Source organism: Kushneria indalinina DSM 14324 (assembly GCF_003385845.1).
In the GTDB taxonomy this organism is placed as follows: domain Bacteria; phylum Pseudomonadota; class Gammaproteobacteria; order Pseudomonadales; family Halomonadaceae; genus Kushneria; species Kushneria indalinina.
Genome location: NZ_QRDJ01000006.1, coordinates 1 through 24,954 on the forward strand (window position 1 = coordinate 1; position 24,954 = coordinate 24,954).

Consider the following 24,954-nt stretch of genomic DNA (forward strand, 5'->3'; position numbering starts at 1 on the left):
GGCCGCGATATCCCGGTCACCGGCTCGGTAACCGGCGAGTATGCTGCCGGCGACATCGTTACCCTGACCGTCGGCGATCAGAGCTACATCGGTGCGGTGAATGCTGATGGCACCTTCTCGATCAACGTGCCCGGCAGTCAGCTGGCACAGAGTGGCGCGATTCGTGCCGACGTCAGCCACACCGATGCCGCGGGCAATACGGGCTCGGCCAACACTGCAGTCAGCTATTCAGTTGATACAACCATTCCCGTCGTCACGATCTCGCTGGATACCATTGCTGGCGACAACATCGTCAACGCCAATGAGGCCGGTCAGACCATTCCGGTCACCGGTTCGGTCAGCGGCGAGTTCGCCGCGGGTGACATCGTCACCCTGACAGTCGGCGAGCAGACGTACACCGGCTCGGTAAACGGTGACGGCGCCTTCTCGATTAACGTGCCCGGCGCTCAGCTGGCGCAGAGTGATTCGATCCGTGTCGACGTCAGCCACACCGATGCGGCGGGCAATACCGGCTCGGCGAATACCGCGGCCAGCTACGCCGTCGACACGACGATCCCCGTGGTGACGATCTCGCTGGACACGATTGCGGGCGATGACGTCATCAACGCGGCGGAAGCGGCGCAGGATGTGACGATTACCGGTCGTGCCGGCGGTGATGCGGTGGTTGGTGATACGGTTACTGTCTCGGTCGGTGGTCAGAACTACACCACGGTTGTAGGGCAGAACGGCGCGTTCAGCGTCGCCGTGCCGGGCTCGATCCTCGCTGCTGCTGGTGCCAGCAGTGTCTCGGCGTCGGTCAGTCATACGGATGCGGCCGGCAACGTCGGCAGTGCCGAGACCGCCCGTGACTACGGGGTCGACACTACGCCGCCAGATCTCGCCATCCAGCTCGACACCATCGCCGGCGACAACATCGTCAATGCCGATGAGGCCAACCAGACTATTCCGGTGACCGGCTCGGTCAGCGGCGAGTTTGCCGCAGGTGATATTGTCACCCTGACGGTCGGCGAGCAGACGTACACCAGCGCGGTAAACGGTGACGGCACCTTCTCGATTAACGTGCCCGGCAGCCAGCTGGCCTCGGGTGATTCAATTCGTGCCGCCGTCAGCCATACCGACGCGGCGGGCAATACCGGCTCGGCCAACACCGCAGTCAGCTATTCAGTCGATACAACCATTCCAGTCGTCACCATCAGTCTCGATACCATCGCGGGCGATGACGTCATCAACGCTGCGGAAGCGGCGCAAGACGTGACCATCACCGGTCGTGCCGGTGGCGATGCCGTACCCGGTGATAATGTCATCGTCTCGGTGGGTGGTCAGAGCTACTCAACGACCGTCGGTCAGAACGGCGCATTCAGCGTCGCGGTGCCGGGTAGTGTGCTGGCAAATGCCAGTGCCGGTTCGATCAATGCCGCTGTTTCGCATACTGATGCCGCCGGTAACACCGGCAGCGTCGAGACCGTTCGCGACTACGCCGTCGACACCACGCCGCCGGAACTGGCTATCCAGCTCGATACCATTGCTGGCGACAACATCGTCAATGCCGAAGAGGCTGGTCGCGATATTCCTGTGACCGGTTCGGTGACGGGCGAATTTGCGGCGGGTGATCTCGTCACGCTGACTGTGGGGCAGCAGACGTATATCGGTGCGGTCAACGGTAACGGCACCTTCTCGATCAATGTGCCGGGTGCTCAGCTGGCACAGAGTGATTCGATCCGCGCCGACGTCAGCCACATCGACGCGGCGGGTAATACCGGCTCGGCCAACACCGCAGCGAGCTACGCCGTCGATACCACCATTCCCGTAGTGACGATCTCGCTGGAGTCGATCGCCGGCGATGACGTCATCAACGCCGCGGAAGCCGAGCAGGACGTGACCATCAGCGGCCGCGCCGGCGGCGATGCCACACCCGGTGATACGGTGACCATCTCGGTGGGCGGTCAGAACTACTCAACCGTTGTGGGTCAGAACGGTGTGTTTAGCGTTGCCGTGCCGGGCTCGATTCTCGCTGCTGCCGGTGCCAATAGTGTGGCAGCTTCGGTAAGTCATACCGATGCCGCCGGCAACACCGGCAGCGCTGAAACTACCCGCGCCTATGCGGTGGATACCACCTCGCCGGAACTGGCTATCCAGTTCGATACCATCGCCGGTGACAATATCGTCAACGCCGATGAGGCCAACCAGACCATTCCAATCACCGGTTCGGTGACGGGCGAATTTGCGGCGGGTGATCTCGTCACGCTGACTGTGGGGCAGCAGACGTATATCGGTGCGGTCAACGGTAACGGCACCTTCTCGATTAACGTGCCCGGCAGCCAGCTGGCCTCGAGCGATTCAATTCGTGCCGGCGTTAGCCATACCGATGCGGCGGGCAATACCGGTTCGGCGAATACCGCGGCCAGCTACGCCGTCGACACGACGATCCCCGTGGTGACGATCTCGCTGGACACGATTGCGGGTGATGACGTCATTAATGCTGCGGAAGCCGCTCAGGATGTGACCATTACCGGTCGCGCCGGTGGTGATGCCGCGCCTGGTGATACTGTCACCGTCTCGGTCGGCGGTCAGAGCTACTCAACAGTTGTGGGTCAGAACGGCGCGTTCAGCGTCGCTGTTCCCGGCAGCGTGCTGGCTGCTGCTGGTGCCAACAGTGTGTCGGCCTCTGTAAGTCACACTGACGCTGCAGGGAATACCGGCAGCGTCGAGACCTCTCGCGACTACGCCGTCGATACGACGCCTCCCGAATTGGCTATTCAGCTCGATACCATTGCCGGCGACAACATCGTTAATGCCGAGGAAGCCGGTCGCGATATCCCGGTAACCGGGTCGGTCACGGGTGAGTTTGCTGCGGGCGATACCGTCATCCTGACAATCGGCGATCAGACCTACACCGGCGCCGTGAGCGCCGACGGCATCTTCTCGATCAACGTGCCGGGCAGCCAGATGGCGCAAAGTGATTCGATTCGCGCCGACGTCAGCCACATCGACGCGGCGGGTAATACCGGCTCGGCCAACACCGCAGCGAGCTACGCCGTCGATACCACCATTCCCGTAGTGACGATCTCGCTGGAGTCGATCGCCGGTGACGACGTTATCAACGCCGTGGAAGCCGCCGAGGATGTGACCATCACCGGTCGCGCCGGCGGTGACGCCGCGCCCGGCGATACGGTGACCGTCTCGATCGGTGGTCAGAACTATTCAACAGTTGTGGGTCAGAACGGCGCATTCAGCGTTGCGGTGCCGGGGGCAATATTGGCCGCCGCTGGTGCCAGCAGCGTCTCGGCATCGGTCAGTCACACGGATACGGCCGGCAACACCGGCAGTGCCGAGACCGCTCGTGACTACGGCGTCGATACCACGCCGCCGGCGCTGTCGATCACGCTGGATACCATCGCCGGCGACAACGTCGTCAACGCTGAAGAAGCTGGTCGCGATATTCCGGTGACCGGCTCTGTCACGGGTGAATATGCCGCGGGCGACATCGTCACCCTGACGATCGGTGAGCAGACCTACACCGGCGCGGTGAATGCCGACGGTACTTTCAGCATTAACGTACCCGGCGCTCAGCTGGTGCAGAATAATTCGATCAGCCTGGAGGTTAGCCACACCGACGCGGCGGGTAATACCGGCTCGGCCAACACCGCAGCGAGCTACGCCGTCGATACCACCATTCCCGTCGTCACGATCTCGCTGGAGTCGATCGCCGGTGACGACGTTATCAACGCCGCGGAAGCCGCGCAGGATGTAAGTATCACCGGCCGTGCCGGCGGCGATGCGGTGCCCGGTGATACGGTCACCGTCTCAATCGCTGGCCAGAACTACACCACGGTCGTAGGGCAGAACGGCACGTTCAGCGTCGCCGTGCCCGGTAGCGCGCTGGCTGCCGCCGGTGCCAGCAGTGTCTCGGCTTCGGTCAGTCATACCGATGCCGCCGGCAACACCAGCAGTGCTGAAATTACTCGCGACTACGGCGTAGATACCACACCGCCGGCGCTGTCGATCGCGCTGGATACCATCGCCGGCGACAACATCGTCAACGCCGACGAGGCCGGTCAGACCATTCCGGTAACCGGTTCAGTTTCGGGCGAGTTTGCAGCTGACGACATCGTCACCCTGACTGTGGGTGGTCAGAGCTACACCGGCGCCGTAAATGCTGACGGTACCTTCTCGATCAACGTCCCCGGCAGCCAGCTGGCACAGAACGGTTCCATCCTTGCTAACGTTAGTCACACCGACGCGGCGGGCAACGTGGGTTCCGCCAATACCGCCGTCAATTATTCGGTCAGCACCGATCTGCCCGTTGTCACGATATCGCTGGATACCATCGCCGGCGATGACGTGATTAACGCCGCGGAAGCCGCACAGGCTGTGGCCATCACCGGTCGCGCCGGCGGTGACGCCGCACCCGGTGATACCGTTACTGTCAGTGTGGGCAACCAGAGTTATACGGCCACCGTCGGCCAGAACGGCGCGTTCAGCATGGCGGTGCCGGGCTCGATTCTCGCTGCTGCCGGTGCCAATAGCGTGTCGGCATCCGTGACCCATACCGATGCCGCGGGTAATACCGGCAGTGCCGAGACCAGTCGTGACTACGGCGTAGATATCACTTCGCCGGAACTGGTTATCCAGCTCGACACCATCGCCGGCGACAATATCGTCAATGCCGATGAGGCCAACCAGACCATTCCGGTGACCGGTTCGATCAGCGGTGAATTCGCTGCGGGCGACACCGTCACCCTGACGTTCGGCGACCAGATCTATACCGGCGCGGTCAACGGCGACGGCACCTTCTCGATCAACGTGCCCGGTAGCCAGCTGGCCTCTAGCGATTCGATTCGTGCTGGCGTCAGCCATACCGACGCGGCGGGCAATACGGGTTCGGCTAATACTGCGGCGAGCTATGCGGTCGACACGACCATTCCCGTCGTCACCATCTCGCTGGACACGATCGCCCGCGACGATGTGATCAATGCGGCGGAAGCCGCGCAGGATGTCACCATCACCGGTCGTGCCGGCGGCGATGCGGTAGCCGGTGACACCGTCACCGTCGTAGTGGGTGGTCAGAGCTACACCGCAAGCGTCGGTCAGAACAGTACGTTCAGCGTCGCGGTGCCCGGTAGTGTACTGGCGAATGCCGGAGCCGGTTCGATCCGTGCAGCTGTCTCGCATACCGATGTGGCTGGCAACGTCGGCAGTGCCGAAACGACCCGCGATTATCAAATCGATGTTCTGCCCCCGGAGGCGCAGGCCGATACCGGCAGCACCGAGCAGGACGTCATTCTGAGCGTGGATGCGGCCAATGGCGTGCTGGCCAACGACACGGACCCGGATAGTGATAATGCAACCCTTCGCGTGGTGGCCATCAACGGCGATGCCGGCAGCGTCGGACAGCCGATAGCGGGCTCCAACGGCGGGCAGTTTACGTTTGCTTCTGACGGCAGCTACCAGTTCCAGCCGGGCAATGCCTTTGACCATCTGCCGGCCGGACAGACAGCAACCACCCAGGTTCGCTATACGGTCAGCGATGCGCATGGCAATGCCAGTATCACGACCCTGACGGTGACCGTGGCCGGCACCAACGATCTGCCGGTGATTACCGGCACGGCGACCGGCAGCGTGACGGAGGCGGCCATTACGCTGTTGCAGGAGACCGAGCAGGTCACGCATGACGAGCTGCATACGGTGACCGGCTCTCTGAGCAGTACGCTCTCCGGGCTTCTCAACTTGAACCTTCTGCCCAATACGGTGATGCCAGGGGTCGGCACGCTGGGGCTTCTGGAGATCAATACCGATGGCAGTTTCAGCTATCATATTGATCGCTCAACCCTTGGCTCACTCGCAGAGGGGCAGGTCAGGGTCGATCTGTTTCAGTTCACGGATACGCTGGGCAACACCCACTCGGTCAGTGTCAGCCTGGTGGGGACCGCGCAGGGCGCGGTGGCCGGTCAGCCCATCATTGATGGCCTGGTGGGCAGCACACTCGAGCTGTCCGGCGAACTGCCACTTGCGGCAGGCGTGACGCTCAACCCCAGCGCGGCCGTACCGGCACTGGGAACACTTGGGACATTGACCGTCGGCCTTGACGGCCGTTTTGCCTACAGCCTGCTCAGTGGCAGTGCGCCGGTACTGGCGAAGGGCGAAATCCGCGCCGAAGTGTTCAATTACGTCGATGCCTCAGGCAACACGCACAGCGTCACGATTAACCTGGTCGGCACCGGTAGGGTACCTGTACTGGCCGGTCCGGGCGATATCGCAGATGGCGTCACGGGCGGCAGCGGCAGTCAGGGTGTGGAGCATCTGCTCACGGCCTCGGGTGTACTACACGTCACCGATGTCGATACCGGTGAAAGTGCCTTTGTACCGGAGAGCACCCAGGCGGCCCCCGGCACCCTGGGGGCGCTGACCATCACGTCTGACGGGCAGTGGCACTATCAGGTCGATAATGACCAGGTGCGCTATCTCAATGCGGGAGAGACCCGAGAAGAAGTCTTTACCGTTTATACCGTGGATGGCACCGCGCAGACCGTCACGGTCACGATCAATGGCATCAACAATCCTGCCGTGATCGGCGGGCAGGACACCGGCGTGGTCACGGAGATTGTGCCCGCCAGCGATACGTCAGTATTGACCAGCACCGTGGCCTCCATCGGCGGGCTGCTGAGCGGAGTGCTCGGCAGTGTCTCACTGCTGCCCACGGCCGTGCTGGCCTCGACGGGCACGCTTGGGAAACTGTCCGTGGATGTCTCGGGCAATATCGGCTATCAACTGGGAAGCCATCTGCTGCCGACGCTGGCCGTGGGCCAGATAAAGGTAGAAACCTTCCAGGTCATGGACGCCAGTGGCCAGCCCCACCAGGTCACGGTCAACCTGGTCGGGACGAGCAATGGCACCACCATCGGACTGCCCATTGTGGATGGCCTGCTCGCTCAGGGCGGGCAGCTCAATGCCGGGCTCAATGTCTCGCTGGACCCGGGCAGCCTGGTGTCCGGTACCGGCAATCTGGGCAGCCTGAGTATCGATGCCGCCGGTCGATGGGGCTATCACGTCAACAACAGTGCCACGCTGTCACTGGGTGCGGGCGTGGTGAAGCACGAGACCTTTATGGTGACGGACGCGCTGGGCAACGTGCATACCATCGTGGTCAACCTGACCGGGGCCGCCGGCGGGGCGCTGGCCACTCTTCCGTCTACGGACAGCGGCGCTACGGATCCGATGCTGGTGACCAGCGGCGCGCTCACCATTCGCGATGCCGATGTCAATGAAGCGACCTTCAATCCGACCAGCGTGACGGCGCCTGCCGGAACGATTGGCCATCTGACGCTGGCCGCCGATGGCCAGTGGGTCTACAGCGTGCCCAACAGCGCCATCGCCTATCTGGGCGCCGGCCAGACGAAGGTGGAAACCTTTACCGTGTCGGCGCTGGATGGCACGACGCACACCATCACGGTCACCGTGATCGGCAAAAACAGCTCGGTCAGTGCCACACCGGATACCGGCCTCATCGATGAAGACCATTCACTGGTCGTCGATGCCACGCACGGTGTTCTGAGCAACGACCGCGATCCGGATGCGACCGCGCACCTGAGCGTCAGCGCCGTGAACGGTTCGTCCAGTGGTGTGGGTCAGACGATTGCCGGCAGCCACGGCGGCAGCTTCATTCTCAATGCCGACGGCAGCTACACCTTTAACCCGGGGCAGGACTTCCAGAAGCTGGCCGAAGGTAGCCAGCAGACCACCTCCGTGACCTATACCGTCAGCGATGGCCAGGGCAGTACCGCTTCGACCACGCTGACCGTGACCGTCACCGGCAATGTCGATGCGCCGACCATCCAGGTGGTTGATCAGAGCATCGGCAGCGGCGGCATACTGGGCGGCTCGCTGGGGCTGATCGCTGATGTGTATCAGGGCGGCGCGGCCACCCTGATGGAAACGCTTGGCGGGGTCATCAGTGGCCTGGGCGGGGTCGTAGGTGGACTTGGCACGGTGCTGGGGGGGGTCGGTACAGCGCTGGGCGGCAGCGGTTCTCTGTTGGGCGGTCTCGTCGGTGGACTGGGCGGAACACTTTCCGGCACCGGTTCCACGGTCAGCAATGTGGGCGTGGGGATAGGCGAGCTGGACCTGCTGGGCTCTCTGCTTCCTACCAGCTCAACGACCGCCGCCACCGGTCTCGATACCACCATTGGTGCCGGCAACGCCTACGCCAGCCAGGGCATGATCTATCTGGAGGCGGGGCATACCTATACCTTCAGCGGCAGTACACAAGGGGCGGCGCTACTTTCGGTGGGCGGGCAGGCGCTGCTGGCCGGTACGGAGCTGGGCGGTACCTACAACGCCGTTGCCTTCAAACCCACGGTCAGCGGCTACTATCCGGTCGAGCTCTATGCGGCCAATACCTCGACGAGCGCTCAGACCTTTTCGATCGGGCTGAGCGTCGATGGCGGGGCACTGCTGCCGCTGTCCTCGCTGAACTTCGGTCTCTACGGCAGCCCGTCCACGCTGATCGGTGCGCAGTTGTCCTTCTCGCCGCTGACCGTCAATGCCGGGATCAGCTGTTACCCGGTCCATGAAAACCAGGGCATGAGTGGCACCCGCATCGAGCTGGGCACGCCGAAAGCGGCGCTGACCGACACGATTGGCAGCGAGACCCTTTCGATCTCGGCCAGCAAGCTGCCGGTCGGCTCGGTACTCAGCGATGGGGCCGGGCACAGTGTCACGATCAGCTCGGCTACCCAGTCGGTGCCTCTTGATGGCTGGTCCCTGCCTGATCTGAAGCTTTTGCCGCCGGCAGGCTTTGTGGGCGTGATTCCGATGGTCTTCACGGCCACGGCTACCGGTATTTACGGCGGTCAGGCGTCGAGTTCGGTGACCCAGAACGTCGCTGTTTTTGCGGTCGACCCCGGTCGCGGCAGCGTCACGGAAGACCAGACTCCCAATACGCTGACCACAACCAACACGCTGCTGCTGGTAGACAGTCAAAACCATCAGATTGCCATCGATCCGGCAAGCGTTACGCCGGCGCAGGGCAATCTGGGCAGTCTTGCCATCAATGCTCAGGGGCAGTGGCAATATAGCGTTGCCAACTCGGTCACCCAGTCGCTGGGCGAGGGCCAGACGAAGATCGACACCTTCACGGTGAAGGCAGCCAACGGCTCGACGCAGACCATTCGCGTCACGGTCAACGGCGTCAATGATACGCCGGTTGCTGTTGCCGACAGCGCAGCCAGCCGTATGGATGCCGCCACCGATGGTGTGCCCACGGCGACCGGTAACGTGTTGGCCAACGATTACGATGTCGATAGCGGCGACAAGCTGACCGTGACCGGCGTCGGCAACACGCTGGCCGGCAGCTCGGCGGCAGTGACCGGCGCCGGCAACGTGGTGATCCATGGCGTCTACGGCACGCTGACGCTGGGAAGCAACGGCAGCTACAGCTATACGCTGGACCCCAATCGGCCTACCAGCCGGGCGCTGCTGGGCGGCAAGACGGCCGATGATACCTTCAGCTACACCATCAGTGATGGCAGGGGCGGCACCGCCACGGCAACGCTTGCCGTGCATGTCACCGGCAGCACGCATGACAGCGCGCCAACGGCGTCGAGCTTCACGGTGATGCTGACCAAGACCAGCATCAAAAACGACGTGGTGTATCTCGACTTTCCGCGACTGGGCAACTTTCACGATGCGGAAAGCGGTTCGAACCCGGGCGTGGTGATTACCTCGATGCCCGTTAACGGCGTGATCTATTCCGGCATGACGGCGGTCACGGCCAATGACGTGCTGTCCGGCAAGGTGTTCGACCCTACCACGCTGACTTACAACCCGACGGATCGGACCACGTCTGTGCTGGGGCTGTTACCGAGTGATGCAGGGCCAAGGGCGGACAGCTTCACCTTTGCCACCGTCGATGGCAGCGGTCAGCACAGCAGCGACCAGACCGTCACGCTTAGCAACAATACGCTGCTGGGACTGGGTAGCGGTACATCCATCAACGTGACCTCTGCCAGCAGCGGTACGGCCGGAGCGGATCTGATGATGGGCACGACCGGCAGTGACATTCTCACCGGCGGTGACGGCAACGACATCCTGTTCGGCTATGACGGCGATGACACGCTGCGCGGCGGTGCCGGCAACGATCGTCTCTATGGCGGTGCCGGCAACGATCGTCTTGAAGGCGGGCTCGGCAACGACTGGCTGGTAGGCGGCACCGGCAACGATATTCTCTCCGGCGGGGAGGGCAGCGATACGTTTGCCTGGATGCGTGGTGACCAGGGCACAAGCGCCGACCCGGCCATTGATCGGGTCACTGACTTCTCGACGGCCAACGTCAAGACGAATGGTGGTGATGTGCTTGATCTCTCCGATCTGCTCGATCTTGGTGGCAGCGGCAGCACTGCGCAGGATGCCAGCCTGGCCTCTCAGTACCTGCACTTCGTCAGGGGCGAGAGCAGCGGGGCACCGGGCACATCGGCCTCCGGCAGCTCGACACTTGAGATCAGGACCGAGGGCCCCGGCGGTGGCGTGACCCAGAAGATCGTCTTCAGCGGGGTGGATATGACCACGCTGGGGAACTCCGATACGGAGATCATCAAGGCGCTGCTGGACAACGGCAACCTCAAGACGAACCTGGATGGCTAGAACGTTTTCGGCGTCACCGCGACCTGTGTTTTGACGCCGGAAATAGGCCCATAAACCATCGCTATTTTTGGCAGGAGGCGAGACAGGAGCACCTCACAATAGGGCCCGGGCATTCATGGAGCAGTGTCCCTGTCACATAGTAAAGACGGGAAGCCCTGTCTATCAGGTCGAACCAGAAAAGGGGCAGTAGCTTGGCAGAAGAACCCACACCACTTCGTCCGGAACCCATTGCCGGGAAGGAGAGCGACCCGCTGCTGCAGTCGCTGGTCTTTCTCTCGCGCTATCACGGCGCGCCCCGTTCGGGTGAGGTCATCAGCGACGGCCTGCCGCTGGATGACGGCCGGCTGACACTGTCACTTCTGCCACGTGCGGCCCAGCGTGCGGGTCTGTCGGCCAAACTGGTCAGTCAGCGGCCCGATCGGGTCGCCGATATCCTGCTGCCCTGCATCGTAATCCTGAAGGGCCGCCGGGCCGCGATCATGCTCTCGCGTGACAGCGACCGGCAACATGCCACCATCTATCTGCCCGAAGCCGACGGCACCCAGGAGATCCTTATGGATAGCCTGCGTGAGGAGGCCACCGGCCAGATGGTCTATATCCGCCGCGAACACCGCTTTGACGAGCGTGCGCCGGAGACTGTCAAACTGGCCGAAGGGCACTGGTTCTGGTCGACGCTGAAGCTTTCAACGCCGATCTATCGTGATGTCCTGATTGCCTCGCTGCTGATCAATCTGTTTGCGCTGGCCGCGCCTCTTTTCACCATGAATGTCTATGACAAGGTGGTGCCCAACATGGCGTTCAGCACGCTCTGGGTGCTGGCCAGCGGCATGGGCATCATCGTGGCGTTTGATCTGCTGGTGCGCCAGGTGCGGGCCTTTTTCCTCGATACGGCCGGGCGCAAGTCAGAGGTACTGCTCTCCTCGAAGATCTTTGCCAAGGTCATGAACCTGCGCATGGAGGCACGCCCCGTGTCGGTTGGCGCCTTCGTCAAGAATCTGCAGGAGTTCGACTCGGTTCGCGACTTTTTCACCTCCATGACCATGACCACCGTGGTCGACATGCCCTTTGCCATCTTCTTTCTGGTGGTGATCTGGATTGTCGGCGGCCCGCTGGTGTGGGTGCCCATCATCGCGCTGTTGATTCTTCTCGGATATAGCATCCTGGTTCAGTGGCCGATGAAGCGCTCGATCGAGCTCGGCTCGCGGCTGGCGACCGAAAAGCATGCGCGGCTGGTCGAGAGCGTGGCGGGGCTCGAGAGCCTGAAGCTGGCCAACGCTCAGGGCGAAACCCAGCGTCGCTACGAGCGCGCCGTCGGCGAGATCGCCAAATGGGGCGTCAAGAGCCGCAACCTGTCCACGTCCGTGTCGTCGCTCACCATGAGCGTCAACCAGCTGGCCACCGTGGCGCTGGTCATTTACGGCGTCTATCTGATCGGCGATGCGCAGCTTTCCATGGGCGCGCTGATTGCCGCCGTCATGCTGACCGGCCGGGCGCTGCAGCCGCTGGCGCAGATGGCGCTTTTGATCACGCGCTTTAGCCAGACCCGCAGCGCCATGGCCGCCATCGATCAGATCATGCAGATGCCCGAGGAGGTGGAAGAGGGCAAGAACTATGTGCACCGTGATCGGCTCAACATGCGCATCGAATTTGATCACGTCGGCTTTCAATACTCGCCCGAGTCTCCCGAGATCCTGCATGACATCTCCCTGGTCATCGAGCCGGGCGAGCGGGTCGGCATCATCGGGCGCATGGGGGCCGGCAAGAGCACCCTGCAGCGCATGATGACCGGCCTTTACCGCGCCACCAGCGGTAGCCTGCGCATCGACGGGCTGGATATCAATCAGCTTCATCCGGCCGATGTGCGGCGCCATATCGGCCATGCCGGCCAGGACAGTGCGCTCTTTTTCGGCTCCATCCGCGACAACATCACCCTGGGGCAGCCCCATGCCAGCGATGAGGCCATACAGCGCGCCGCCGACGTGGCAGGCGTGGCCGAATTCACCCGTCACGATCCCGACGGCCTGGACCGCCAGGTGGGTGAGGGCGGCCGTCTGCTGTCCAGCGGTCAGCGCCAGTCCGTTCTGATGGCTCGGGCGCTGTTGACCCATGCCCCGCTGTTGCTGCTCGACGAGCCCGGCGCGCACCTGGACAACCGCGCCGAGGCCAGACTGCGGCGCGTGCTGATGGAGATGCCGCGCAATCAGAGCGTGGTGCTGGTCACCCACAAGAGCTCGATGCTGGAAGTCGTGGATCGTCTGATCGTGCTCGACAAGGGCCGCATCATTGCCGATGGGCCCAAGGCAAATGTGCTCAAGGCGCTTAACGAAGGGCGAGTGCATGCCCCGGGTACCGGGCCGGGCCCGGGTGCGGCCGGTGCCGATGCGGAGGTGCGCCATGGCACGACGGGCTAGGAAAGGACGCTGGCCGCGCCCCGGCAGCCATGAGCTTGAACTGGCTGACGATGCCAGCGCCGCCATGCTGCTCGCCACGCCCTGGCGCTCGCGCATCCTGCTGTGGGTGCTGGTGGCGGTACTGGGCGCCTTTATCAGCTGGGCGGCGCTGGCGCATGTCGAGATCGTCACCCGCGGCAACGGGCAGGTGGTGCCCTCGACCCGGCTGCAGACCATCCAGAACCTGGAAGGCGGTATCGTGCGCGAGCTCTATGTGCGCCAGGGCGATATCGTCGAGCCCGGTCAGCCACTGGTCCGGATCGACCCGACCCGGGCCAGCTCCGATCTGGCCGAACGCGAATCCACCCTGGCAGGGCTTGTATCGATCATTGCCCAGTACCAGGCCGAGCTTGCGTCGGTGGCCATCAATACCGAGGCCGACGGCTGGCAGGACCAGGTGGTGATTACATCGCAGCCGCCCGAGTTCGAGGAGGCGTTTCGCTCGGTCAATCCGGAGCTGGCCACCACGGCGATTGAAAGCTACCGCGATCGCATCAATGGGCTGCGCACCCAGCTCGATCAATCCCGGGATCAGATTGCCCAGCGCAGCCAGGAACTCAGCGAGCTTCGTTCTCGGGTCGCCAGCCTCTCTCGCAGTCATCAGCTGGCCAGCCAGCAGCTGGCGATTACCACGCCGCTGGTCCAGGAAGGCGTGGTCTCCCGGGTGGATCTGCTCGAACAGCAGCGTCAGGTCAACGATCTGCGCGGGGAGCTTGAGTCGGCGCGATTGTCGATCCCCTCCAAACAGTCCGAGCTGCAGGAAGCCATCAGTCGGCGCCGCGATGTGGCGGCCCAGTTTCGGGTGCGCAGTGTCGATGCCCTGAGCGAGGCCCGCGGCCGGCTGGAGAGCCAGCAGCAGGGGCGGGCCAGCCTGCAGGATCGGCTGGACAGGACGCTGGTGACCTCGCCGGTACAGGGCAGCGTGCGCACCATCAACGTCAACACCGTTGGCGGCGTCATCGAGCCCGGTGCCAGCCTGATGGAGATCGTCCCCCTCGAGGATCAGCTGCAGATCGATGTGCGCATTCCGCCACGCGATATCGGCTTTATTCATCCGGGGCTGCCGGCCACGGTCAAGCTTTCCGCCTATGACTTCACCATCTATGGCGGGCTCAAGGGCACGGTGCAGCGCATCAGCCCCGACACGGTGCAGGACGAGAAGGGCAACAGCTTTTATGAGGTGACCGTGGTGACCGATCAGAACCACCTGGGCGGCGACAGCAATCCGATGACCATTATCCCCGGCATGCAGGCCAGCGTGGATGTGATCACCGGTGATCAGACCATTTTGCAGTATCTGCTCAAGCCGATATTGAGAGCGCAACAGGGTGCCCTGCGTGAGCGTTGATGCGGTCATAAAAAACGAAAAAGGGATCAGGGGGTTCATGATGAGAAAGTGGTGGGCCGGGCTCTATGTGCTCTCACTGGCAGGGGCGGCGCAGGCGCAGTCGCTTGATGAGGCCGTGACGCAGGCCATCATGGAAAACCCCATCACGCGCACGGAAGTCGCGCGTTATGAACAGTTTAGAGAGGATGCCCGCGCACAGCGGGGCGCCTGGCTGCCGTCGGTGGATCTCGAGGCCCGTGCCGGGCGAGGCCGCAACGAGAGCGAGGTCAACGGTATCGACCGCTCGAGCGACGCGCACGACTATCGCCGCGGCTCCATTACGCTGTCGCAGCTGATCTGGGACAACAATCGCACGCTCGAGCGCGTTCGCAACGCCGACAGTCAGATCGACTATCAGCGCTGGGAAGTGGCGGCGGCAGCCAGCCGGGTCGGACTTGCCACGATCGAGACCTACCTGGACGTGTTGCAGACTCAGCGGCTCGTGGCGCTTGCCGAGCGCAATGTGGATACCCATCAACGCATTGCCGCTGATATCCGTCGCCGCAGCGAACTGGGCGCCGGGACAGCCACCGATACCAGTCAGGTGGACGGGCGCCTGGCCCGGGCCCAGTCCAGTCTCGTGGCGGCCTATAACAACCGTGAGGACGCCATCTCCTCCTTTATACGTCTGGTGGGCGAGCCACCTCGCGATCTGGTCCCTCCGGAAGAGGTGGATCTTGCGCCCGTACCCGATGAGCTTGACCAGGCCCTGGCCATGGCCACTGAAAACAATCCCATCCTGATGGCGGCGCGCCATTCGGTGACGGCGGCCGGTCACGAGATCGGCGTCGAGCGCAGTGACTTTTTGCCCGAGCTGCGCTTTCAGGCCAGCCGGATGACCAGTCAGGATTATGACTTCGAGGGCAGTCGGGCCAACGACTGGAACGCCGAGATTGTGATGTCATGGAACCTTTATCGCGGCGGCAGCGACGTGGCTCGGCTGCGTTCGCGCCAGCACTCGCTGGAAGCCGTGCAGTACGACAGCGATCGCGCCCTGCGCGAGGTGCGCGATGAACTGCGGCTGGCCTGGAACGCCCGCGATTACGTGACCAGTCAGCTGCCGTATCTGGCGCGACACGTCAGCGCCAGCGAGCAGACCAGGGTCAACTACCGCAAGCAGTTTGATATCGGCCGGCGCAGCCTGCTGGACGTGCTGGACAGCGAAACCGAACTCTACAGTGCGCAGCAGGATCAGGTGCAGGGGCGTTTTGCCCTGACGCGTGCACGCTATCGCCTGCTGGCCGTGACCGGCCATCTGCTCGATACCCTTCAGATTCGTGTGAATCAGGACGATGTTGACGGGAACCAGCTGCTCGGGATGGGCAGTATTGCGCAGGGAGTCGGGCCATGAGTCTCTTTCATCGTCTTGTGATTGGAGTAGCCGGGCTGTTGCTGCTCTTTTCGATCGGTATCTTTGCCATCAACGTCAATCACGCCCGCCAGTCGCTGCTCGACAGTCAGCGGATGGAAACGGCCAACATGACCCAGGGGCTGAGTCTGGCGCTGGTGCAGTTCATCGAAGAGGAGGACTGGACCAGCGCCCGAACGCTTTTGCAGGCCACCTCGGATGGCAGCTTCGTCAATACGCTCAGGCTTGAGGCAGTGGGTCTGGACGAGCCGCTGGTGGTACAAAACCCCGGCAGTACCCGGGCGCCCGCCTGGTTTCAGGCGCTGGTGGCACTGCCGCAGCTGTCCACCCAGCGTGAAATTTCCGGCGGCTGGTCGCCGCTGGGCGCCATCATGCTCGAAGCCGATAACAGCCTGCCCTATAACCAGCTCTGGAAGCTCGGCCTGAATCTTCTGCTCTGGCTGGCGGTCGGCATGGTACTGACGCTGGCAATTTGCGTTGTCGGTTTCCGGCGGCTTCTGACACCGCTGCACCGCCTTTCCCGATATCTCGAAACCCTGCAGATCGAAGGCTATGCCCAACCGATCGAATCGACCCGCGTTCGGGAGCTCCAGGGCATCACCCTGGCGGTCAATCAGCTCAGCGCCAGGCTCAACGATCAGTTCGAGGCGCAGACCGCACAGGTGATCCGTCTGCAGCGCATGGCCGAGCAGGATGCCGTCTCTCGACTGGGCAATCGCGCCTATCTGACCCGCATTCTGGATGAGTGGCTGGCCGCGCCGGAAAGTGGCGCGTTGGTGATTCTGCGCATCGATCACCTCAGCGAGATCTATCGCCGCGACGGTTTTGAGGAGCGGGACAACGCCATTCGCGCCGTCGGTCATTACCTGTCGGGCATCAGCGTCCAGGGCACACCCATTCAGGCCGCCAGACTCTCGGCTGAAGAGTTTGCCCTGATCGTGCCCGATGACAGTGATGATCACCGTGAAGAGCTGTTGCTGACCCTGCTGGATCGGATCGACGACATCGTGGATATCAATCCGCTCGATGAGTCGCGCGTGCATCATGCTCGGGCCGGCGTTGTACTGCGTGAGCCGGGCCTTCAGCGAGTGCCGATGCTCTCCAAGGCTGACAGCGCGCTGCGTGAAGCCATTGAATCCGATCAACGGTGGGTTACTGCATCGCGCGAGGCGCGCCACAACGAACGCAGCCGCGGTGAATGGCGTATGGTGATCGACCGCGCCCTGGCCGGTCACGCGGCGACGTTCGTGGCGCAGCCGGTGTTGCTCAATGATGGTCAGGAGCTGCATCGAGAACTTTTCATGCGGCTCAGGGAAGGCGACGAGGTGCATATGGCCTCGACCTTTTTGCCCATCGCGCGGCATTTCGGCATCGGTGCGCAGATGGACCGCTACGTGCTGAACTGGCTGAGCCGTCATGGTCATGACACCAATTATCGTCTGGCAGTGAACCTGACTCAGGATCTCATCGGCAACGATGCAGAAGTGGATGGCCTGATCGAGTGGTTGAAAAAGTATCCGACGCTGGCCTGTCGTCTGGACCTGGAAGTTACCGAAGATAGCGTTTTGCGCCATATCGACAACGTACAGCGCCTGTTCCGCGTGGCGTGGAACCTGGATGGGCGGGGCGGTATTGACCGATTTGCCCGTGATCTGAACTCCTTGCCGATTCTGAACAGGCTGCGGCCGGATTACGTCAAGATTGACCAGACCTTTTTCGTGCGTGATGACGTCGATAACGAGTTTCTGCGCAGCCTGTGCATGGCCGCCCATCAGATCGAGGCACTGGTGATCGTCACGCGCGTCGAGTCCGAGGCGCAGCGTGCGCGGGTCAGCGAGATCGGTGCGGACGGTTATCAGGGGTATCTGGCACCGGCCGTGGCATTGCCGCCCGGCATTCATTGAGCTGTCCGTTTGCCGATAAACAGGCATGATCTTCTGACAGGGAAAGTCCGATGATGATGGGGCGATGGTGCCGGTGGGGCGTGACAGTACTGCTGGTGGTCGCCCTGCCGGCCCCGGGCGGCATGCTCTCGAGCGCCTCCATTCCTGCCCCTGCCGCCATTGCGAGCCAGTATGGCGCCGACGGAGCTGCCCGGGTGCAGCGCTGGCAGGCGCTGATCACGCGGCTCAGGGGGCAGCCGGTGGCCGTACAGCTGGCCGGGGTCAACGACTTCTTCAATCAGCTGGCCTTTGTGGATGATATCGACGTCTGGCACATGGAGGACTACTGGGCCACGCCGGTCGAGTTTCTGGGAGTCGGGCGCGGTGACTGCGAGGAGTTTGCGCTGGCCAAGTATCTGACTCTGCGCGAGCTGGGCGTGCCCGATGAGCAGATGCGCCTGCACTACGTCAAGTACGTGCCCTATGACCAGTTCCACATGGTGCTCTCCTGGGCGGCCGATCCGCGACAGATGCCGGTGATTCTGGACAATATCGACAAGCGCATCGTGCCGGCCGCCTCACGTCGGGATCTGGTGCCCATCTACAGCTTCAACGGCAGCAGCCTCTGGACCGCGACCGCTTCGGGCCAGGAGGCGCCGGTAGGCGATGCCAGTCGCCTGAGTCGCTGGGAGAAGTGGCAGATGCGCGTACGCAATGGCGTCACGCATACGCCGTAATCCCGGCGACCGGGGCCCATGAACAATCCCGGCACGGATCCTGTCTGCCCCCTGCCTTTTGCCGGTCTCCTCTGCGTATACTGATACGTCTGTCAGCGACGTCCCTGTCGCTTGATGTGTTTTTCAATGGAGACCCGTCATGAGCTGGACCCCCACCCGCGAAGCCTTTGATCAGTACATGCTGCCCAATTATTCACCCCAGAAGGTGATACCGGTGCGCGGCGAGGGTAGCCGCCTGTGGGACCAGGAGGGTCGCGAATACATCGATTTTGCCGGCGGCATCGCGGTCAACGCCCTGGGGCACTGCCATCCGGCACTGATGGAGGCGCTGAAGGCACAGAGCGAGAAGGTCTGGCACCTCTCCAACGTCTATACCAACGAGCCCGCGCTCAAGCTTGCCCGTACGCTGGTCGAGAAGACCTTCGCCGACAAGGTGTTTCTGTGCTCCTCGGGCGCCGAGGCCAACGAGGCTGCGCTCAAGCTGGCACGGCGCTACGGCCATGACACGGCGGGCGAACACAAGCACCGCATCGTCTCCTTTCGCCAGTCCTTTCACGGCCGCACCCTCTTTACCGTCAGCGTCGGCGGCCAGCCCAAATACTCCCAGGGCTTTGGTCCGGTGCCCGGCGGCATTGTGCACGGCACCTACAACGATCTGGAAAGCGCGCGCGAGCTGATCAACGACGACACCTGCGCGGTCATCGTCGAGCCGATGCAGGGCGAGGGCGGGGTCACCCCGGCCACCCCCGAATTCCTCGAAGGACTGCGCAAGCTCTGTGACGATCACCAGTCGCTGCTGATCTTTGATGAAGTGCAGTGCGGCGTCGGTCGCAGCGGTCAGCTCTATGCCTACATGCACTACGGTATTACGCCCGATATTCTGACCTCGGCCAAGGCGCTGGGCGGCGGTTTCCCGATCGGCGCGATGATGACCACTGACGAGATCGCGCGTGTGTTCGTGGTCGGCACCCATGGTTCGACCTATGGCGGCAACCCATTGGGTGCGGCGGTGGCACTCGCCGCGGTGGAAACCATCGGCTCGCCCGAGGTGCTCAAGGGCGTGGAGACGCGCTCGCAGCGTTTCCGCGAGCATCTGGAAAGGCTTAACGAGAAATACGACTGCTTCAGCGATATCCGTGGCATGGGCCTGCTGCTGGGCGCGGAGTTCAAGCCCACCTTTGGCGAGCGCGGGCGTGAAGTGCTGGCTGCCGCCACCGATGAGGGGCTGATGATGCTGGTGGCCGGCCCCAACGTGCTGCGTTTTGCGCCGTCGCTGGTCATCGAGCCGGAGGTGATTGACGCCGGCATGGCGTGTCTCGATCGCGCTCTGGCACGAGTCGTGGCCAACGACTGACGGAGGCGCTGGCATGTCACTGATTGCACGCAGTGCCACCACCGCTGACATCGACGCCATCATGGCCATGGCCGAGGCGGCCCGGCCGGCGCTGACCAATCTGCCGGCCGATCGTGAGCGTCTGACAGCGCGCCTGGCCGCAAGCGAGGCGGCGCTGGCGCACAGCGTTGATCGCCCCGGCGATGAGCAGTATGTGCTGGTGGTGGAAACCGATGAAGGCGAGGTGATCGCCACGGCCACGATCAAGGCGCTGGCGGGCGCTCGGGAGGCCTATTACACCTACCGCCGCGAGACGCTGATTCATGCCTCCCAGCAGCTCGATGTACGCCGCGAGGTGGCTATTCTCTCCATCTCGCACGAGATGTCGCACGCCTCGCTGCTGTGCGCGCTGGCCACCACCGATCATGCCCGGGTCGATCACGCCCGGCATCTGCTGCGCGCGGCACGTCTGGCCCTGATCGCCCGGTTCCCGGAGCGCTTTGCACCGACGCTTTTTGTGGCGCTGTCCGGCTATCGCGACGCCGGCCGCACGCCGTTCTGGGACGGCGTGGGGCGCCATTTTTTCTCACGGGATTTTGACGAGATCCACCGGGCGGCCAGCACGGGGTCGAGAAGCTTTATCGGTGAGGTCATGCCGCCGTTTCCGCTTTATCTGCCGCTGCTGGACGATCAGACGCGCGAGGCGATTGGTCGGGTCGGGGACAATCATGTCAATGCACTTGGCGCCTGGCAGCAGCAGGGGTTTAGCCTGTCGCGCCACGTCGACCTGCTTGATGGCGGCCCGCTGCTGGAGGCCTCACGTGATTACCTGCCCCGCGGTCAGTGGCTGACCGTGCAGATCGGTAACCCGCCGGGCGACGGGGCGTGTTCTGACGCACTGCTGATCGTTAGTCAGCGCTCGGGGGATTTCAGGGTCCGGGTCGTGACGAAACATATCAACGAGCGCGGACAGTGCGTGCTGGATGACGCCTGTGCCCGATCCCTGTCGGTGGCGGTCGACGAACCCGTGCTGGTGATTCCCTTCGCCGGAACCAATGACGTGGAGGGCCTGTCATGCTGATTCGACCCATCGAGGCCGGCGACATTGATGCCCTGCAGGCGATCGCCGTCGAGACCGGCCCGGGATTTACCTCGCTGCCGAACAGTCGCGATTTTTTGATCGACAAGATTGCCCACGCCCGCGAGAGCTTTCAGCGCTCGCATGATGCTTCAGAGACTGCTCCCGAGGCGGCGCTCTACTTCTTTGTGCTCGAGGACGACAGCCAACCCGTGAATAGCGCCGAGCGGCTGGCGGGCTGCTGTGCCATCGAGTCCCGCGTCGGGCTTGAAGCGCCGTTTTATCACTACCGCATCGGTCAGCTGGCGCACTCGTCCAGCCATCTGGAGCTGCACCGCACGCTGGACACGCTCTTTCTGTGCTCCGATCACACCGGCTCTGCCGAGGTGTGCTCGCTCTATCTGCGTGAGCGCTGGCGCGGTGAGGCCCAGCGCCCGATGCGCAACGGCACACTGCTGTCCCGGGCGCGATGGCTGTTCATGGCCGGCTTTCGCGAGCGTTTCCCGCAGCGCGTACTGGCCGAGATGCGCGGGCGCTTTGACGACGACGGCGAGAGCCCGTTCTGGGAGGCGCTGGGCCAGAAGTTTCTGCCCATCGAGTTTCAGCGCGCCGATCACCTCACCGGCATGGGCGAGAAGGGCTTCATCGGCGAGATGATGCCGCGTCACCCGATCTGCATCTCTTTTCTGCCGGCGGCGGCGCGCGACTGCATCGGTCAGGTGCATACCCGGACCCGCCCGGCGCTGGCGATGCTCAATCGGGACGGGCTGCGCTTTGAAGGCTACATCGACATCTTTGACGGCGGCCCGACCGTGGAGGCCTACATTGATGATGTGCGCTCGATTCGCGACAGCCACACGGCCCGGGTCACCATCGAAACGGCCCTTGAACAGGACGAGCGACCGGGCTGGCTGGCGGCCACGACCGGTGCGGCGATCGACTTTCGTGCCGGCTGGGTCGGGCGCGGCCCGCGTGAGGGTGTGATCGCCCTGAGCCCTGAGGAAGCGCAGCGCCTGAACGTTGAGGAAGGGGACACGCTCAGGCTGCTGGCTACCTGAGCGCACCATGTTCATGGAGGAAGAGATGAGTATCGAGATCACACAGCAGCTGTTGGTGGGTGGGCAATGGACGCCGGGCGAGGGTCAGCGCCTTGAAAAGGACGACCCGGTCAGCGGCGAGCGACTGTGGCAGGGCAGTGGCGCCAGCGCCTCTCAGGTGGATCACGCCGTCGCCGCCGCCCGCGCCGCCTTCCCCGGGTGGGCGCGCTCGCCGATCGAATCACGCATCGCGCTGCTGGAAGCCTTTCGCGAGCGTCTTGAGCATCACCGCAATGTGTTGGCCGATACCATCGCCCGGGAAACCGGCAAACCGCGCTGGGAGGCCGGCACCGAAGTGCAGGCCATGATCGGCAAGATCGCCATCTCGATCGCTGCCTGGCATGAGCGTACGCCGACGAAGGTGCGAGAAAACGCCGGGGTACGCGCGGTGGTCCGCCATCGCCCGCATGGGGTCATGGCGGTCTTCGGCCCTTATAACTTCCCCGGGCATCTGCCCAATGGCCATATCGTGCCGGCGCTTTTGGCCGGCAATACGGTGGTGTTCAAGCCCAGCGAGCTGACCCCGGCCACGGCCGATCTGGTGCTCGCCTGCTGGCAGGAGGCCGGGCTGCCGCCGGGTGTGATCAACCTGGTGCAGGGCGGGGTCGAGACCGGCCAGGCGCTGGCCGGTCACATGGGGATCGACGGGCTGCTCTTTACCGGCAGCGAGGGCACCGGCCGGCGGCTGCACGAGGGCATGGGCGGGCGGTTGGATACGATGCTGGCGCTGGAACTGGGCGGCAACAATCCGCTGCTGGTCCATGACGTGCCGGACGATCTCGAGGCGACGGTGCTGACCATCGTGCAGTCGGCCTATCTGTCCGGCGGGCAGCGCTGCACCTGTGCCCGGCGTCTGCTGGTGCCCGAAGGCGCGCCGGGCGATCGACTGATCGAGGCCCTGCGTCGGAGTCTTTCCACCCTGGTGGTCGGGCCGCAGTTTGACGGTCTGGATGGCTTTGGTGAGCAGGAGCCCTTCTATAGCGGGCTGGTGTCCCCCGCGGCGGCACAGAAGATGCTCGATGCTCAGCAGCAGCTCGAGGCGATGGGCGCGCGGGTGCTGTCGCGCATGACGTGTGTGAAGGAAGGCACCAGCCTGGTCTCGCCGGGGCTGATCGATGTGACCGGACTCGAGGTGCCGGATGAGGAGTATTTCGGCCCGCTGCTGAAAATAACCCGTTATCAGGACTGGGAAGCAGCCATTAATGAGGCCAATAACACCCGCTTTGGCCTCGCCGCCGGGCTGATCGGTGGCACCTCGACGGTCTGGGAAGATTTTGTGCTGCGCATCCGCGCCGGGGTGGTCAACTGGAACCGTCAGACCACCGGGGCCGCCAGCGATGCGCCCTTTGGCGGTGTGGGCGCCAGCGGCAATCATCGCCCCGGCGCCTGGTATGCGGCGGACTACTGCGCCTGGCCGGTGTCCTCGATGGAAAGCGATACGCTGGTGCTGCCCGATCAGCTGCCGCCGGGCATCACGCTGGACGGGCTGGATGGCGAGCAGGCGACATGAGGGGGAAGCAACATGAGTGACGCACTCGAGATCAATTTCGACGGCCTGGTCGGGCCGACACACAACTACGCCGGGCTGGCCCGCGGTAATCTGGCCTCAAAGCGCCACGCCGGGCTGATTTCCAACCCGCGCGAGGCGGCGCTGCAGGGTCTTGAGAAAATGAAGGCCTCCCGCGATGCCGGCTTCCCCCAGGCGGTACTGCCGCCGCAGCAGCGCCCCGACATGCGGCTGTTGCATCAGCTTGGCTATCGCGGTGCACCGGAAGAGGTGCTGCCCCGGGTCGGCAGCGAATCACCGGAGCTTTTGTACGCGGCCTGCTCGGCGGCGGCGATGTGGACGGCCAACGCCGCCACCGTGACGCCATCGCGGGACACGCTGGATTCGCGCGTACATGTCACGCCGGCCAACCTGCAGTCGGCGCTGCACCGCTCGATCGAGTCCGCCCAGACCGCGCGAACGCTCAAGGCCATCTTCGCGGATGATCATTACTTTGCCCATCACCCGGCGCTGCCCGCCACACCCTGGTTTGCCGATGAGGGCGCGGCCAATCATACCCGGCTGTGTGCCGACCATAATGGTCCGGGCGTGCATCTGTTCGTCCACGGTGATCCGGCGCCGGACACCATGGCCGCTCCGCAGCACCATCGCCCGCGCCAGACGCTCAGGGCGTGTCGGGCGCTGGCGCGCCAGCACGGCCTGAGTGATCAGCAGACCGTGTTTGCCCAGCAGCATCCTGAGGCCATCGATGCCGGCGTGTTTCATAACGATGTGATCTGCGTCGGCAACGGTCCGGTGCTGCTCTATCACGAGCGCGCCTTTTTTGATGAACGCGCCGTACTGGAAGCGCTGCGCGACCGGCTGGCGGCGCGCGCCGATGGCCAGCCGCTGATTCCTATCCGGGTGCCCGAGGAGGCCGTGTCGCTGGAGACGGCGGTGGCGAGCTATCTCTTCAACTCCCAGCTTCTGAGTCAGAGTGATGGGAGCATGACGCTGGTGGTGCCGGGGGAGTGCGAGGCCGATGAGTCGGTGTGGATGACGATTCAGAGCCTGCTGCTGGGCGGTAATAACCCGATCGGCGAGGTGGTGGTGCGCGACGTCAAGCAAAGCATGCGCAACGGCGGCGGCCCGGCCTGTCTGCGCCTGCGCGTGGTGCTTGCTGATGCCGAGCGTCAGGCCATGAGCGGCCGGGTCATGCTCGATGACGATCTGTACCAGGATCTTGCCGGCTGGGTCGAGCGCCACTACCGCGACCGCCTGACGCTTGAGGATCTTGCCGATCCGCAACTGGCGCATGAGTCGCTGACGGCGCTGGAGGAACTGACAAGGTTGCTGAAACTGGGGGCGATCTATCCCTTTCAGCGGGAAGGCATGGCGGAATAAATTCAGCTTTATAAGACCATGGTGGTAACGCGCCAGCGTCCGCCAACGCTGACACTGCAGGAAGTCCATCAACGCTGTAGAGAGGTCATGAC

The 24,954-nt window shown here is 63.5% G+C and carries 11 protein-coding genes; all 11 read left to right on the top strand.

The features are described from left to right. Nucleotides 1–9 precede the first annotated feature (9 nt). The 11 genes from C8D72_RS00095 to astB all read left to right on the top strand — a co-directional run bounded on the left by C8D72_RS00095 (nt 10) and on the right by astB (nt 24,862). The gene (locus tag C8D72_RS00095; RefSeq protein ID WP_281271603.1) at nt 10–10,638 is read left to right on the top strand and encodes a beta strand repeat-containing protein; all 10,629 of its coding nucleotides are present in this window, start codon (nt 10–12) and stop codon (nt 10,636–10,638) included. 191 nt (nt 10,639–10,829) lie between these two features. Further along, the gene (locus tag C8D72_RS00100) at nt 10,830–13,049 is read left to right on the top strand and encodes a type I secretion system permease/ATPase (RefSeq protein ID WP_211308738.1); all 2,220 of its coding nucleotides are present in this window, start codon (nt 10,830–10,832) and stop codon (nt 13,047–13,049) included. Continuing rightward, nucleotides 13,033–14,436 (top strand): HlyD family type I secretion periplasmic adaptor subunit, encoded by a 1,404-nt coding sequence (locus C8D72_RS00105; protein WP_115852409.1) that lies wholly within the window; start codon nt 13,033–13,035, stop codon nt 14,434–14,436. Before C8D72_RS00100 ends, C8D72_RS00105 begins: the two co-directional genes overlap by 17 nt. Nucleotides 14,437–14,473: 37 nt before the next feature. Next, on the top strand, nt 14,474–15,826 hold the full coding sequence (locus C8D72_RS00110) for a TolC family outer membrane protein (protein WP_147301482.1): 1,353 nt from the start codon (nt 14,474–14,476) through the stop codon (nt 15,824–15,826). After that, a complete protein-coding gene (locus C8D72_RS00115) occupies nt 15,823–17,748 on the top strand; it encodes a bifunctional diguanylate cyclase/phosphodiesterase (RefSeq protein ID WP_115852411.1) in 1,926 nt (641 codons plus the stop codon). Before C8D72_RS00110 ends, C8D72_RS00115 begins: the two co-directional genes overlap by 4 nt. A 50-nt stretch (nt 17,749–17,798) precedes the next feature. Beyond that, nucleotides 17,799–18,464: a transglutaminase-like cysteine peptidase gene (locus C8D72_RS00120; protein WP_211308739.1), complete on the top strand. Its 666-nt coding sequence runs from the start codon at nt 17,799–17,801 to the stop codon at nt 18,462–18,464. A gap of 139 nt (nt 18,465–18,603) precedes the next feature. Next, a complete protein-coding gene (locus tag C8D72_RS00125; protein WP_115852412.1) occupies nt 18,604–19,818 on the top strand; it encodes an aspartate aminotransferase family protein in 1,215 nt (404 codons plus the stop codon). Between the two features lie 13 nt (nt 19,819–19,831). After that, on the top strand, nt 19,832–20,878 hold the full coding sequence (locus C8D72_RS00130; protein ID WP_115852413.1) for an arginine N-succinyltransferase: 1,047 nt from the start codon (nt 19,832–19,834) through the stop codon (nt 20,876–20,878). Beyond that, nucleotides 20,872–21,933: an arginine N-succinyltransferase gene (gene astA, locus C8D72_RS00135; RefSeq protein ID WP_115852414.1), complete on the top strand. Its 1,062-nt coding sequence runs from the start codon at nt 20,872–20,874 to the stop codon at nt 21,931–21,933. The genes C8D72_RS00130 and astA overlap by 7 nt, the downstream gene beginning before the upstream one ends. A 31-nt stretch (nt 21,934–21,964) precedes the next feature. After that, complete coding sequence (gene astD, locus C8D72_RS00140; RefSeq protein ID WP_115853546.1) at nt 21,965–23,482, top strand: succinylglutamate-semialdehyde dehydrogenase; 1,518 nt, start codon at nt 21,965–21,967, stop codon at nt 23,480–23,482. Nucleotides 23,483–23,494: 12 nt separating this feature from the next. Further along, nucleotides 23,495–24,862, top strand: coding sequence for an N-succinylarginine dihydrolase (gene astB, locus C8D72_RS00145; RefSeq protein WP_115852415.1), 1,368 nt, complete (start codon nt 23,495–23,497; stop codon nt 24,860–24,862). Nucleotides 24,863–24,954: the final 92 nt, after the last annotated feature.